This window comes from Aminobacter sp. MDW-2 (genome assembly GCF_014250155.1).
Lineage (GTDB): Bacteria > Pseudomonadota > Alphaproteobacteria > Rhizobiales > Rhizobiaceae > Aminobacter > Aminobacter ciceronei.
The window spans coordinates 4881972-4895538 of sequence record NZ_CP060197.1 but is presented as its reverse complement, the minus strand read 5'-3'; the positions used below and the strand labels follow the sequence as shown (position 1 = coordinate 4895538).

Here is a 13567-nt window from a genome sequence, read left to right as displayed (position 1 = left end):
CCTCGGCAAAACTGTTGGAGACCGCACATTCGCTGCGCTCCCCACCAATCCTCACGAGGCAGATATGACAGTCGTCACGCCGAAATTCGGAATGGGCGCGTCCGTATTGCGCGTCGAGGACGGCGCCTTCATCACCGGCAAGGGCCGTTACACCGACGATATCGCGGCCGCTGCGCAGTTGCATGGCTATGTCCTGCGCTCGCCCGTCGCCAAGGCCGGCTTCACCATCGGCTCGCTAGAGGACGCGCGCGCCGCGCCCGGAGTCCATCTGGTGCTGACAGGCGCCGATGTCGCCCATCTCGGCGATCTCAAGTCGACAGTCATGCAGAAGCAGCCCGACGGCACCCGTGCGCCGACGCGCGACATTCCGATCCTGTGCCGCGACCGGGTCCATTATGTCGGCGACGCGGTGGCCTTCATCGTTGCCGACAGCCGCGTGCTTGCCCAGGACGCCGCCGAACTGATCGAGGTCGACTATGACGGCGAGGACGCCGCGGCCAACACGGCGACTGCCCTCGACGCCGAGGCGCCGCTGGTCTGGCCCGAGCTCGGCAGCAACCGCGCCTTCACCTACCATCTCGGCGACAGGGCGAAGACCGACAGTGCCTTTGCCAAGGCCGATCATGTCACCAGCATCGAATTCATCAACAACCGCCTGATCTGCAACTACATGGAGCCGCGCTCGGCGATCGGCGAGTGGCGCAGCGACGAAGACCGCTTCGTGCTCACCACCGGCTCGCAGGGCGTGCATTCGATGCGCAACATGCTGACCGGCCAGGTCTTCGGCATAGACAGCGACAAGCTCCGTGTCGTCACCCCAGATGTCGGCGGCGGCTTTGGCACCAAGGCCTTCGTCTACCGCGAGCATGCGCTGGTGCTGGAGGCGGCCAGGCGGCTCGGCCGGCCGGTCAAATGGGCGAGCGACCGCACCGAACACTTCCTCACCGACGCGCAAGGCCGCGACAATGTCGTCGCGGCCGAGATGGCGATGGACAAGGATGGCCGCTTCCTCGGTCTGCGCGTCAGGCTGCTCTCCAATGTCGGCGCCTATGTCTCGCAATATGGCCCTGTCATCGCCTATATCGGCGCCAGCATGTCGACCGGCGTCTACGACATTCAGGCGCTCGATGTGACGATCGAAGGTGTCTACACCAACACCTGTCCCGTCGATGCCTATCGCGGCGCCGGACGCCCGGAAGCCGCACTGCTGGTCGAGAAGCTGGCTGATGCCTGCGCCCGCGACCTCGGCCTCACCGTCGATGAAATCCGCCGCCGCAACTTCATCCGCCCCGAGCAGTTTCCCTACCGCACCCAGACCGGCCGGCTCTACGACGTCGGCGAATTCGAGGCGCATATGGAGCTGTCGATGCAACGCGCCGGCTGGACTGATTTCCCCGCACGTCTTGCCGAAGCCCTGTCGCGTGGGAAAATCCGCGGCCTCGGCATGGCGACCTACATCGAGGCCTGCGCCTTCGCCGGCTCCGAGCCGGCACGGGTCGAACTCAATGCCGACGGCACCGTTTCGGTGTTCATCGGCACCCAGTCCAACGGCCAGGGCCATGCCACGGCCTACGCCCAGTTCGTCTCGGAAAAGCTCAATCTCGACATCGCCAGCATCAGCGTTCACCAGGGCGACACCGACCAGCTTGCCAAGGGCGGCGGCACCGGCGGGTCGCGCTCCATCCCGCTCGGCGGCGTCTCTGCCTCTCGTGCCGGTGCTGCCCTTGCCGAGAAGCTGAAGAAGATCGCCGCCGACGAGCTGGAGGCTGCCGCCGCCGACATCGAACTCGGCAATGGCGAGGCGCGCATCGTCGGCACCGACCGCGCGATGGCTTTCGCCGAACTCCATGCGGCGGCGAAAAATCCCGATGATCTCAAGGCGATGGGCGAGTTCGTTCAGGACGAGGCGACCTATCCCAATGGCACGCATATCTGCGAGGTCGAGATCGATCCGGAAACCGGCGCCACCGAGGTGATCGCCTACACGATCGTCGACGACTTCGGCGTCACCGTGAATCCGATCCTGCTTGCCGGCCAGGTCCATGGCGGCGTCGTTCAGGGCATCGGCCAGGCGTTGCAGGAGGAGGCCGTCTACAGCGAGGACGGCCAGCTTTTGACGGCCAGCTTCATGGACTACACCATGCCGCGCGCCGACAGCGTGCCGTCTTTCCATTTCGAGACGCGCAACGTGCCCTCGACCACCAATGCCATGGGCATGAAGGGCGCGGGCGAGGCCGGCACCATCGGCGCCACGCCAGCAGCGCTCAACGCGGTGACCGACGCGCTCTACCGTGCCTTTGGCATCACCCACATTGAAATGCCCGCAACGCCGTTGCGCATCTGGGCGGCGATAGAGGCGGCACGGCAGCAGTGAAGCAAAACGTGATTCAGGCGGCATCGTCGCCGCTTACAGGTATCGCTCTCAAGGTCATTTCGGTGGCGATTTTCGTCGGCATGTCGACGGCCATCAAGCTGGCCGGCCAGGTTCCTGCCGGCCAGATCGTCTTCTACCGGTCCTTCTTCGCCATCTTTCCGATCCTTGTCTTTCTCGCCTTTCGCGGCGAGCTGCGCACGGCGGTCGTCACCAAGCGCCCGGGCGGCCACATCATGCGCGGCCTCGCCGGCGTCACCGCCATGGGCTTCGGCTTCTTCGCGCTGACCCAGCTGCCGCTGCCCGAAGCGATCACGCTGAACTACGCCCAGCCGTTGCTCGTCGTCGTCTTCAGCGCGCTGATCCTCGGCGAAAATGTCCGCGCCTATCGCTGGACTGCGGTCGCCGTCGGTCTCGTCGGCGTCTTGATCGTGTCGTGGCCCAACCTGACTTTGTTCACCTCTCCCGAGGGCGTCAGCGACAAGGCGGCGATGGGTGCCGTCTCCGCCATCATCGGCGCCGGCCTGTCGGCCATTGCCATGCTTTTGGTGCGCAACCTCGTCCACACCGAACGCACGGCAACCATCGTGCTGTGGTTCTCGCTGACCGCCAGCGTCATGGCGCTGTTCAGCATCCCCTTCGGCTGGCAGTCGCTGAGCTGGCAGCAGACCGCTTTGCTCGTGTCAGGCGGTTTCTGCGGTGGCATCGCCCAGCTGTTCATGACCGAGGCCTACCGCCACGCCGAGGCCTCGACGGTTGCGCCATTCGAATACACCTCGCTGCTGCTCGGCATCGCCGTCGGCTATCTCGTCTTCGGCGACCTGCCGACAATCCATACGCTGGTCGGCGGCATCATCGTCATCGCCGCCGGCATCTTCATCATCTGGCGCGAACAGCGCCTTGGCCTGGAACGCCAGGCCGACAAAAAGGCCTCGTCGCCGCAATAGGCTGATATGGCCCACGCATCCGGAGCCTGCCCGCTCCTCGGACTGATCTGAGGCGACCGATTTTCGTCGAAGGGCGAGCCATGACTTTGAACGCATTTTCCGACCCGATCGACGTCGTCATGCCCTGGGTCGACGGCAGCGATCCTGGCCACCAGGACAGTCTCCGGCGCCACTGGCCGAAACAGCCCTGGCTGCGGCCGGCATCCTATCGCTTCCGCGACAATGGCGAGCTGCGTCATGCGCTGCGCTCGATCCATTTCCACCTGCCGTGGATCCGCACCATCCATCTCGTCACCAACGGCCAGGTGCCGTCATGGCTCGACCTTGACTATCCCGGCATCAACCTCGTCACGCATGCGGATTTTTTCGCCGACCCATCCAGCCTGCCGGTGTTCAGCTCCACCGCCATCGAAGCCAATCTGCACAGGATCGGCAAAGCAGGCGTCGCCAATCGCTTCCTGCTGTTCAACGACGACTTCTTCGTCGGCCGGATGGTACCGAGGGAAGAATTCGTCACATCAGATGGTCGGGCGCGGCTTCACGTCATGTCGGCAAGGCTGCCGCGGTTTCGGTTGGCGGCGGATCGCTACAACAGGATGCTCGCCTTCAACAATCTGCTGCTGTGCCTGGCGTTCCGCCGCAGGCGCTGGTCCTACCCGGCGCATGTTCCGCTGTTGCTGGAACTCGACAAGCTGGCCTGGCTGAACGCCAAATTCGGCTTCTGGCTGCACCGCACGGCCCGGCATCGGTTTCGCCACACCACGGACGCATCGGCGAAGGTGCTCTACATCAATGCCATTGCCCAGCGTGATCGCGGCCACGCCGATGGCATCGTGCAGGTGAAACTGGCGCAGGAGCATGTCATTGCCGTCACGGACGACGAGACGTTCAGCCGGTCGCTGGCACGGCTTGTTCAGGCACCTCCAGCCTTTTTCTGCCTCAATGACGAGATCGACGACGAGGCGCGTGCAGCTGTCAGGGCCGTGGAGATGCGTAGGGCGCTGGAGACGATCTTTCCCGAGCCTGCGCCGTTCGAACTGGATCGCCGAGGGGTCTCAGGCAGACAGGTCAGGGCGGCTATCGGGCACTGAGAAGCGCTGCCGTTTCCTCGTCGGCGGGGAAGAAGGATTCGATCGCGATTTCCGACAGCGTCACGTCGAGCGGCGTGCCGAAGACCGTTGTCGTGCTGATGAAGGACAGTACCGCATCGCCGACGCGTATCCGCAGCGGATGGACGATCGCGTTGGCGTTGCCCTGGATCGGCCGGCCCTGGCGCTGTCCGTCGGGATAGCCGAGCAGCTCCTGTTCCAGCGCTTTCAACACCGGGTCGCCTGATGTGTCGTTCTGGTGCTTCAGCCGCGCGATCAGATGCGCGCGCCACTCATGCAGGTTGACGATGCGCGGCGCCACGCCCCTGGGGTGCAGGCTGAGCCGGAGAACGTTGACCGGCGGCTCGAGCAGCGACGCATCTTCGACGCCTTCCAGCAACTGGCCGAGCGCCGCATTGCCCTCGATCAGGTTCCAGTGCCGGTCGATGGCAATCGCCGGGTAGGGTTCATGGCCCTTGAGCACCATGCGCACCGCGTCCATCGCCGGGGCGAGGGACGGGTCGTCGAGCGGCTTCTCGCTGAAGCTCGGCGCGTATCCGGCCGCCAGCAGCAGCTGGTTGCGCTGGCGCAGCGGGATCTCCAGTTGCTCGGATATGTGCTGCACCATCTCGCGCGACGGCACCGAGCGCCCGCTCTCGATGAAGCTCAGATGCCGTTGCGAGATCTCCGCCTCCATGGCGAGATCGAGCTGGCTCATGCGGCGTCTGGTGCGCCATTCGCGGATCAGGCCGCCGATCGTGTCTGCTTTTGTGTCCATGGCCAAAGCCTATACCGCGAACTTCTTCGTTCCTATTACCTCTAGCGTAATCGCATTGGTTCAGCGGCGGTGAGATGTTCGGTTTCAGGAAGGCGGTCGCAGACAGCCTCCACAACCGAACAGGAGCCAGCCATGTCCATCACCGTCACCCCCTTCCTCCGCAACGTCCTCCATGCCGATGCGCTGATCAGCGGCGCGGCGGGCCTGCTCATGATGCTCGGCGCCCCGCTTTTGTCGACGCTGCTCGACCTGCCCACTGAGCTGCTGTTCTGGGCAGGTGTCGTGCTGGTGCCCTTCGTTGCCATGCTGGTGGTCATCGCCCGCAGCACGTTGGTGTCGAGGCTTGTCATGATCGACATCATCGCCATCAACGTGCTGTGGGTGGTCGCAAGCTTCGGCCTGCTGGTCAGCGGCGTGGTTGCGCCGAACGCGCTCGGCATCGCCTTCGTGGTTGCCCAGGCGCTGGCGGTCGCGGTCTTTGCCGAACTGCAGGTCATCGCCATCCGCCGCGCCACGTCAGCGGTCGCCGCTGCCTGACAATGGACGAAGCTACAGGCTGCCGAGTTCCCGCAGCTTCGCCTTGACTTCGAGGAAATCCCGCCACGCGAGTTTCTTGTGGGCGGGATTTCTCAAGAGATAGGCCGGGTGCAGCGTCGGCATGACGGGGATAACGGTGCCGTCAGCCGTGACATGGGTTTTCCAGCTGCCGCGTAGCCGCAAGATGCCGTCCTGCGAGCCGACCAGCAGCTTGGCCGACGGGCCGCCCAAAGTCACCAGCACCTTGGGCCTGGCAAGGGCGATCTGGCGCTCGACGAAGGGCCGGCAGATTTCCGTCTCATGCGGCGTCGGCGTGCGGTTGCCCGGCGGGCGCCACGGAATCACATTGGCGATGTAGGCCGACGTCCTGTCGAGCCCGATCGCCGCAAGGATAAGGTCGAGCAACTGGCCCGAGCGGCCGACGAAGGGCAGGCCTTCGAGGTCCTCGTCGCGGCCGGGCGCTTCGCCGACCAGCATCAGATCGGCTTCAGGGTTGCCGTCGGCAAAGACCATGCTCTTGGCCGTGGCCTTGAGATTGCAGCCCTCGAAGGCTTGCATGATCTGCTTGAGCTCGTCGAGCGTTGCTGCCTTGGTGGCGAGTTCGCGTGCCGCGGCAGCCTGCGCCTCGTCAGGCACGGCGGCAACCCCCACCGGTCGCGGCTGAGGCGGTGCTGCGGCAGCGGCGGAGCCGGCGCGGAGTGCCTCGGCCACCCTGGCCGCCTGCTGCTGAGATGCCGCCTGACGTTGCTGGGCGTTTTCGGCAAAGCGGTCGATCGGGTCGTCGACAAGCGCATCGTCGACGCCTGCCGCCGCATAGAAGGCGAGCAGATCGCGCAGATCCGGAAGTCCATTTCCCGAAAGTGAGGCCATTGGCACAGTTACGGCGTTACGCCGGCGCTTTGCAAGTTCACGAGGACGGAATGCGCGGGTCCTGCACCAGATAAAAGCGCCAGCGCGGCGTGTAGTCGGTGACCAGGAAGCTGAAGCCGGCATTAGCCAGCGGGTCGACCTTGCCGTCGAAGTAGCGCAGCCGGTCATAAGGTTCGAAGTCGCGGCTGTACTGGGCGAAGCTGTCGGAGGAGACGTTGACGTTGTCGGTGCGGCGCTGGTCGAAGGACAGCCCGTCGCCGAACACGCTGGCCTGGCCCTGCTGCTCCTGCAGCTCGAACTCGAATTCCACCCAGGCCTGGCCGCTGTTGTTCAGCGCCTCGATGCGCATGAACATGATGCCGTTGGCGTAAAAGCCCGTGCTGTCGAAAGGCCGGATCGGCCGCGTCGTGCGGATCGTCAGCGTCACCGGCGTCGACGATTCCAGCTCCTCCCTGATGACGAAGGGGTCTTCCCTTGTGCCGGTTCCCGAAACGCCGGTGATCTGGAAGCCGCCGAGTTCATCGGAAAAGGAATAGGCCCCGGCATTCCAGACCTTTTGATCGGCCTCGGTCTCCTGCGCGCGACCTATGCTGACAAGACATGTCGCAATAAGAAGGGCGGCCCCAGCCAGGATGTGGCGTTTGGGGTGCAAGCGCTCCAGTCCGGTCCTGCAAGGCACGTGTTGGCGCATATGGAACAATGGACGATGAGGCTGTTGAACAACACCTGTTTTGTGACAGTACGGGCCATGACGCGAAGCCGAAAGGTGAAATCTTTTGACCTTTACGTTAACGTAAGATAATTCATGACACGGAAACGCGTCGTTAGGCCAAACAGCCGATGTGCGGATTGGTCCGTTTGACGTTTGCCGACGATGCGCTATGCAGCGCTTAGCTACAGATTGCCCCTGGGACAGGGCTAGCCAACGCGGAGGGATTGATGAGCGATATCGAACGCGAGAGCATGGAATTCGACGTTGTCATCGTCGGCGCCGGGCCGGCGGGTCTGGCGGCGGCGATCCGGCTCAAGCAGGTCAATCCGGAGCTCTCCGTCGTCGTACTCGAAAAGGGCGGCGAGGTCGGCGCCCACATCTTGTCCGGTGCCGTCGTCGATCCGATCGGCATCGACCGGCTGCTGCCCGACTGGCGCGACGACACGGACCATCCGTTCAAGACGCCCGTCACCGACGACCACTTCCTCGTCCTCGGGCCGGCAGGTTCGGTCAAGCTGCCCAACATCCTGATGCCGCCGCTGATGAACAATCACGGCAACTACATCGTCTCGCTCGGCAATGTCTGCCGCTGGCTGGCGACGAAGGCTGAAGCACTCGGCGTCGAGATTTATCCCGGCTTCGCCGCAGCCGGCCTCATCTACAACGACGAAGGTGCCGTCACCGGTGTCTACACCGGCGACATGGGCGTCGAGCGCGACGGTTCGCATGGTCCGTCCTTCGCTCCCGGCATGGCGCTGATGGGCAAGTATGTCCTGATCGGCGAGGGCGCCCGCGGTTCGCTCGCCAAGCAGCTGATCGCCAGGTACGACCTAGGCGCCGGCAAGGAGCCGCAAAAATTCGGCATCGGCCTCAAGGAACTGTGGCAGGTCGCCCCCGAGCACCACAAGCCGGGCCTCGTCCAGCACTCCTTCGGCTGGCCGCTCGGCTTCAAGACAGGCGGCGGCTCGTTTCTCTACCATCTCGAGGACAACATGGTTGCGGTCGGCTTCGTCGTCCACCTCAACTACAAGAACCCCTATCTCGCGCCCTTCGAGGAGTTCCAGCGCTTCAAGACGCATCCGGCGATCCGCCACACCTTCGACGGCGCCAAGCGCCTGTCATATGGCGCGCGCGCCATCACCGAGGGCGGCTACCAGTCGGTGCCGAAGCTGTCGTTCCCCGGCGGCGTGCTGATGGGCTGCTCGGCCGGCCTGGTCAACGTCCCGCGCATCAAGGGTTCGCACAACGCCGTGCTGTCGGGCATGCTTGCCGCCGAACATGTGGCGGAGGCCATCGGTGCCGGCCGCGCCAATGACGAGCTCGCCTCCTATGAGGCTGCCTGGCGCTCGACCGACATCGGCAAGGATCTGAAGAAGGTCCGCAACGTCAAGCCGCTGTGGTCGAAGTTCGGCACGGCGATCGGCGTCAGCCTGGGCGGTCTCGACATGTGGCTCAACACCTTGTTCGGCGTCTCGCCCTTCGGCACGCTGAAGCACGGCAAGTCGGACGCCCAGTCGCTCGAGCCGGCGTCGAAGCACAAGAAGATCGATTACCCCAAGCCCGACGGCATCCTGACCTTCGACCGCCTGTCGTCGGTGTTCCTGTCCAACACCAACCACGAGGAAGACCAGCCGGTCCACCTCCAGGTCAAGGACATGGAGCTGCAGAAGCGTTCGGAATATGGCGTCTTCGCCGGCCCGTCGAGCCGCTACTGCCCGGCCGGCGTCTATGAATGGGTCGACAAGGACGGCAATTCGATTGCCGGCGATCCCGGCCATGCCGATGCGAAGTTCGTCATCAACGCGCAGAACTGCGTCCACTGCAAGACCTGCGACATCAAGGATCCCAACCAGAACATCAACTGGGTGCCGCCGCAGGGCGGCGAGGGGCCGGTCTATCCCAACATGTGATCGCGGCGGCCCGGCCTCCGGCGAACACACGAAGGGCCCGGAAATCTGCCGATTTCCGGGCCCTTCGTTTTAACCGTGGGGTGTCGGGGCGCTTTCGGTCGAGACCGTCTCCGTTTCGCTGTCTTCCGGATGGGTCGCCGTGTCACGGAACGAGAACTCGACCAGCAGCGGACGATGGTCTGAGCCGGCATCCTCGCCCATCGTCACCGCGTGGACCAGTACGTCGCCCTTGGCCATGACATGGTCGATGGTCAGCCCGGCGAACCTGAGATAGTCGGGCAGCATGAAGGTCAGCCAGGTCCGGCCGGCGGCCGGCATCAGCGTCAGCCCGCCGAGCCTGGCGACGCGAGCGACCGAGGCGCTCCACGGCGTGGCGTTGAAGTCGCCGCCGAGAATGGCGTTCTCGCCAAGCGCTGCGAGATTGCCGCTCAATTCGCCGATCTGCTGCGATTGCTCGAACGGCCAGGGCCAGCCGAGATGGATCGACACCACGTCGCTTGCCCGGCCGCCGAAGTCGATCCTGGCCGTTGCCAGCGCGCCGCCGCCAAAACACTGCTGCTGACTGCCTTCGGCAAAAGGCCGCCGGGACAGGATCGCAGAGCCGAAGACGCCGTTCGGATAGGGGCACATCATGCGGTAGGGGTAGCGCGCAAACAGCGGCCTAAGCTTGCCTTCCCACATCGCCGACACCTCCTGGAAGGTGATGACGTCGGGCTGCCAGCGACCGACAAGCGACAGCACCTTCTCAGGCTGGGTGTTCTTGAAGCGCAGGTTCATCTGCAGCATCTTGTAGACCGGCCGGCCATCGGCGCGCGGCTGGAACGCCGCATGCACCGGCCCGAGCCCGGGCAAAGGCAGCGAGTTCGAGGTGGTGGACAGGGCCGCGGCGCCAAATGCCAGAGCGGCAACGGCCTGCCAGCGCAGCGAGGTCACGAGCAGCGGCGTTGCTGCCAGCATCATCGCCACCGCCAGATGCACCCTGAAATGCGCAAAGGAGTCGAGTGCCGGATGCCAGACGCCGAAGAAGCCGGCGACCAGCGGCACCGACAGGATCATCATCGCCAGGAAGCAGGCGATCCTGCCCAATCTGTAGAACGTCGTCATTCTGATTTCATGTAGCAACAAATGCGGCCCATTGATGATCGATTATGGGCCGCTTGCGCTTCGCTGGAAAGCTCCGTCGGCGCAAGACGGGCAAGGCGGCAGCGCTGGCGACCGGCGGTTGAAATGCCGGGCGACTCGTGAGACCGATGGCCGGGAAGTCGGCATCGATGAGCTCGTGATGCGCAACTGATCGGCCTTGTGGAGACTGGAATGAATTCGACCGCCCATCGCTGGCTGCGCGCATGTGCGGCGCTGTTCGTCATGGCTCCCTTTGCCGCGCGCGCCGAGGGGCAGGTGGTCGAGCAGGTCAAGACCTACGCAATCTCGGGAAGCACGGCCCCCGAGCTCTACGCCTCGATCGGCGAGCGCGGCCCGAAGGCCGGCATCGGCCGTGCCATCGCTCACACCAATTTCAAGCTCACCTGGCAGCGCAACTACGTGCCGCAGGGCGACAGCTGCACGCTGGTCTCGGCCAAGCCAAAACTGATCATCACCTATACCTTGCCCAAGCCATCAGGTCGTTTGCCCGATGGGCTCAAGCAGCACTGGGATGCCTTCCTCGAAGGCGTCCGCCGCCACGAGATGGTCCATGGCCAGATGATCAAGGATATGGTGGCGACAATCGAGCGGACCACCATCGGCCTCTCCGTACCGGGCGACCCCGGCTGCAAGAAGATCAGGCAGGAGATCATCAAGCCGCTGTCGGAGGCGTCGCTGGCGCAGCGCAAGCAAAGCAGCGACTTCGACCGTGTCGAACTCAACGATGGCGGCAATGTCCACCGCCTGATCCTGTCCTTCGTCAACGGGCAGTAGTCTTGCCCGCTTCGGGCGGAAAGCTGCATGGCGCAAGGCGATTCTTAACCACAGCTTTTGGTTGTGCTGGAGGTTGACCTCGCTTTGTCAGCCAAATGGCACCGTTGCGGTGAGGCGAGGTGCAACCATGACCGGCAGGTACGCCAACAACATCCAGGCAGCGAACCTTTACGAGGGCGGCGACGAGATCTATCCCTCGCTGCACCTCGACGCCTTCCGCAAGGCGATGCGCGAGAGGACGAGCCGCCAACGGGCGCGCCGCGCTTTGGCGGCGGCTTTGTCAGGCGCCCCCCGTCTTCGGCCGCAAGCATTGGCCTGCGGCCGCTCGCGCAATTCCAGGAAAAGTGTACAGCGGTTTTCCGCCATTGCGAAAACCTGCGAGATAGAGAGGTTCTGCTTTTCGAAGAAAAGCGGAAGCTCTCTAGGTCGACGTGCAGATTACTGGAACGCCGTCTCGGCGAAGCTGCGCAGCTTGCGTGAATGCAGCCGCTCATTCGGCATCTCGGCGAGCTTCTCCATGGCGCGGATGCCGATGGTCAGATGCTGCGCCACCTGCCGCTTGTAGAACTCCGTCGCCATGCCCGGCAGCTTGAGCTCGCCATGCAGCGGCTTGTCGGACACGCACAGCAACGTGCCGTAAGGCACGCGGAAGCGGAAGCCGTTGGCGGCGATGGTCGCCGATTCCATGTCGAGCGCGATCGCGCGTGACTGCGACAGCCGCTGCACCGGTCCGCGCTGGTCGCGCAGTTCCCAGTTGCGGTTGTCGATGGTGGCGACAGTGCCTGTCCGCATGATGCGCTTTAGGTCGTAGCCCGACAGGCCGGTTACCTCGGCAACCGCTTCCTGCAGCGCCACCTGCACCTCGGCCAGCGGCGGGATCGGGATCCACACCGGCAGATCGTCGTCAAGCACGTGGTCTTCGCGGACATAGGCATGCGCCAGCACATAATCGCCCAGCGCCTGGGTGTTGCGCAGCCCGGCGCAGTGACCGAGCATCAGCCAGGCATGCGGCCTGAGCACCGCGATGTGGTCGGTGATGGTCTTGGCGTTGGAAGGTCCGACGCCGATATTGACCATGGTGATGCCGGCATGGCCCGGCTTCTTGAGGTGATAGGCCGGCATCTGCGGCAAGCGTGCGGCCGGCGTGCCTTCCGACGGTGCGGAGTCTCCCGCCTTGGTCACCACGCCGCCCGGCTCGACGAATTCCGTATAGTCGCCGCCGCCCTTGGCCATGAGGTCACGGGCCAGCACGACGAACTCGTCGATGTAGAACTGGTAGTTGGTGAACAGCACGAAGTTCTGGAAGTGATGCGGTGTGGTTGCCGTGTAATGCGCCAGCCGGTGCAGCGAATAGTCGATGCGCTGCGCGGTGAACACGGCCAGCGGCCTCGATTCGCCCGGCATGATCTCGAAGGTGCCGTTGGCGATGTGGTCGTCGGTGCCGTCTAGGTCAGGTACGTCGAACAGGTCGCGGATCGGCCGCTGGATGCGGTCGGCGGCGGCACCGTCGACATGGGTGCCCTCGAGGAAGGCGAAATGCAGCGGGATCGGCGTCGTCGATTCCGAAACCGTCACCGGGCCCCCATGGTTGCGCATGATCAGCTTGAGCTGCTCGGTGAGGTAGCTCTTGAACAGGTCCGGGCGGGTGATCGTCGTCGAGAAATGCCCCGGCGTCGGCATGTGGCCATAGGCCTGGCGGGAGTCGACCTGCGAGTAGGAGGTCGTGGTGACGCCTACTTCGGGATAACAGGCGCGGAACCTGACATTGGTGTCGGCACCGGCTGCCAGCGAGGCAAAGGCATCACGCAGGAAGGCGGTATTGCGCTCGTAAAGCGCCTGCAAGGCAGCAACCGCCTTGTCGGCATCAGTAAAGCTCTGCCGTGGAAACGGCAGCGGCGAAGAGATCGATTCGATAGGTTGAGGATAGATTCGCTTTTCCATGACCTATTATAGAGATCAATTATGACGGCTGCGAGGGGGCTCGCGGCGGCGCCGTCAAATCTCTCAGGCGCGCTGCAGGCTGACCAGGAGGACGAAGCCGACGCCGCTCTTGCGGGCGGCAGGTGCCTCGATGGTCGAGCCGTAATCGGCGCGAAGCTGCGGAACGGCCAGCACCGGAGCGGCAAGGACCATCAGGATCATGGCGGCGCGCGGCAGGAGCCGGAGCGTCTTCTTGATCTGGGTTGCGGTGCGGGTCATTGGCGTAGCTTCTTTTCGATCTTGTGTTGCGTCGTTACTTCGTCACGATTTCCCAGGAGCGGGCAGGGCGGCTGGTCTCTGCCACCAGCGTTGCGAACATGATCCCGAACAGGGCGCTGAGCAGGCAGACGATGGTGAACCGGCGGGCGAGCATTGGTGTCTTCTCCTTCGATGGATCGGACTATGCCAAGCTGCGACTGAACGGGTTCTGAGACCTCCGTTCATCTTCGGTTCAAAT

Annotated in this window: 12 protein-coding genes; 6 read left to right on the top strand and 6 right to left on the bottom strand. The window is 64.2% G+C overall.

What is annotated here, in order from left to right; translation table 11 throughout:
* The first annotated feature begins 64 nt into the window (after positions 1–64).
* The 3 genes from H5P29_RS24245 to H5P29_RS24235 all read left to right on the top strand — a co-directional run bounded on the left by H5P29_RS24245 (position 65) and on the right by H5P29_RS24235 (position 4409).
* Positions 65–2374, top strand: coding sequence for a xanthine dehydrogenase family protein molybdopterin-binding subunit (locus tag H5P29_RS24245; RefSeq protein ID WP_154384999.1), 2310 nt, complete (start codon positions 65–67; stop codon positions 2372–2374).
* Positions 2375–2382: 8 nt separating this feature from the next.
* Positions 2383–3318: a DMT family transporter gene (locus H5P29_RS24240; protein ID WP_246786996.1), complete on the top strand. Its 936-nt coding sequence runs from the start codon at positions 2383–2385 to the stop codon at positions 3316–3318.
* Positions 3319–3398: 80 nt separating this feature from the next.
* The gene (locus H5P29_RS24235) at positions 3399–4409 is read left to right on the top strand and encodes a Stealth CR1 domain-containing protein (protein WP_154385001.1); all 1011 of its coding nucleotides are present in this window, start codon (positions 3399–3401) and stop codon (positions 4407–4409) included.
* Here H5P29_RS24235 and H5P29_RS24230 read toward each other — a convergent pair.
* The gene (locus H5P29_RS24230; RefSeq protein ID WP_154385002.1) at positions 4396–5184 is read right to left on the bottom strand and encodes a helix-turn-helix domain-containing protein; all 789 of its coding nucleotides are present in this window, start codon (positions 5182–5184) and stop codon (positions 4396–4398) included. The two genes, H5P29_RS24235 and H5P29_RS24230, sit on opposite strands and share 14 nt — an antisense overlap.
* Before the next feature lie 132 nt (positions 5185–5316).
* On the opposite strand from H5P29_RS24230, the gene H5P29_RS24225 reads away from it, so the two are divergent.
* Complete coding sequence (locus H5P29_RS24225; RefSeq protein WP_154385003.1) at positions 5317–5721, top strand: hypothetical protein; 405 nt, start codon at positions 5317–5319, stop codon at positions 5719–5721.
* 12 nt (positions 5722–5733) lie between these two features.
* Here H5P29_RS24225 and H5P29_RS24220 read toward each other — a convergent pair whose 3' ends face one another.
* Positions 5734–6591, bottom strand: coding sequence for a uracil-DNA glycosylase family protein (locus H5P29_RS24220; protein ID WP_154385004.1), 858 nt, complete (start codon positions 6589–6591; stop codon positions 5734–5736).
* 37 nt (positions 6592–6628) lie between these two features.
* Positions 6629–7282 (bottom strand): hypothetical protein, encoded by a 654-nt coding sequence (locus H5P29_RS24215; RefSeq protein ID WP_154385005.1) that lies wholly within the window; start codon positions 7280–7282, stop codon positions 6629–6631.
* A 248-nt stretch (positions 7283–7530) separates the two neighbouring features.
* On the opposite strand from H5P29_RS24215, the gene H5P29_RS24210 reads away from it, so the two are divergent.
* On the top strand, positions 7531–9213 hold the full coding sequence (locus H5P29_RS24210; RefSeq protein ID WP_154385006.1) for an electron transfer flavoprotein-ubiquinone oxidoreductase: 1683 nt from the start codon (positions 7531–7533) through the stop codon (positions 9211–9213).
* A 69-nt stretch (positions 9214–9282) separates the two neighbouring features.
* Here the strand turns inward: H5P29_RS24210 and H5P29_RS24205 are convergent, their stop codons facing one another.
* Entirely contained in the window at positions 9283–10317 is a 1035-nt protein-coding gene (locus H5P29_RS24205; protein WP_246670755.1) for an endonuclease/exonuclease/phosphatase family protein, read from the bottom strand.
* A gap of 210 nt (positions 10318–10527) precedes the next feature.
* Between H5P29_RS24205 and H5P29_RS24200 the strand changes: the two genes are divergently transcribed.
* Positions 10528–11130 carry a DUF922 domain-containing Zn-dependent protease gene (locus tag H5P29_RS24200; RefSeq protein WP_154385007.1) on the top strand — a complete coding sequence of 201 codons (603 nt, stop codon included), beginning with the start codon at positions 10528–10530 and terminating at the stop codon, positions 11128–11130.
* A gap of 438 nt (positions 11131–11568) precedes the next feature.
* Here H5P29_RS24200 and H5P29_RS24195 read toward each other — a convergent pair whose 3' ends face one another.
* Positions 11569–13071 carry an AMP nucleosidase gene (locus tag H5P29_RS24195; RefSeq protein WP_154385008.1) on the bottom strand — a complete coding sequence of 501 codons (1503 nt, stop codon included), beginning with the start codon at positions 13069–13071 and terminating at the stop codon, positions 11569–11571.
* Positions 13072–13134: 63 nt separating this feature from the next.
* The gene (locus H5P29_RS24190) at positions 13135–13329 is read right to left on the bottom strand and encodes a hypothetical protein (RefSeq protein WP_154385009.1); all 195 of its coding nucleotides are present in this window, start codon (positions 13327–13329) and stop codon (positions 13135–13137) included.
* Positions 13330–13567: the final 238 nt, after the last annotated feature.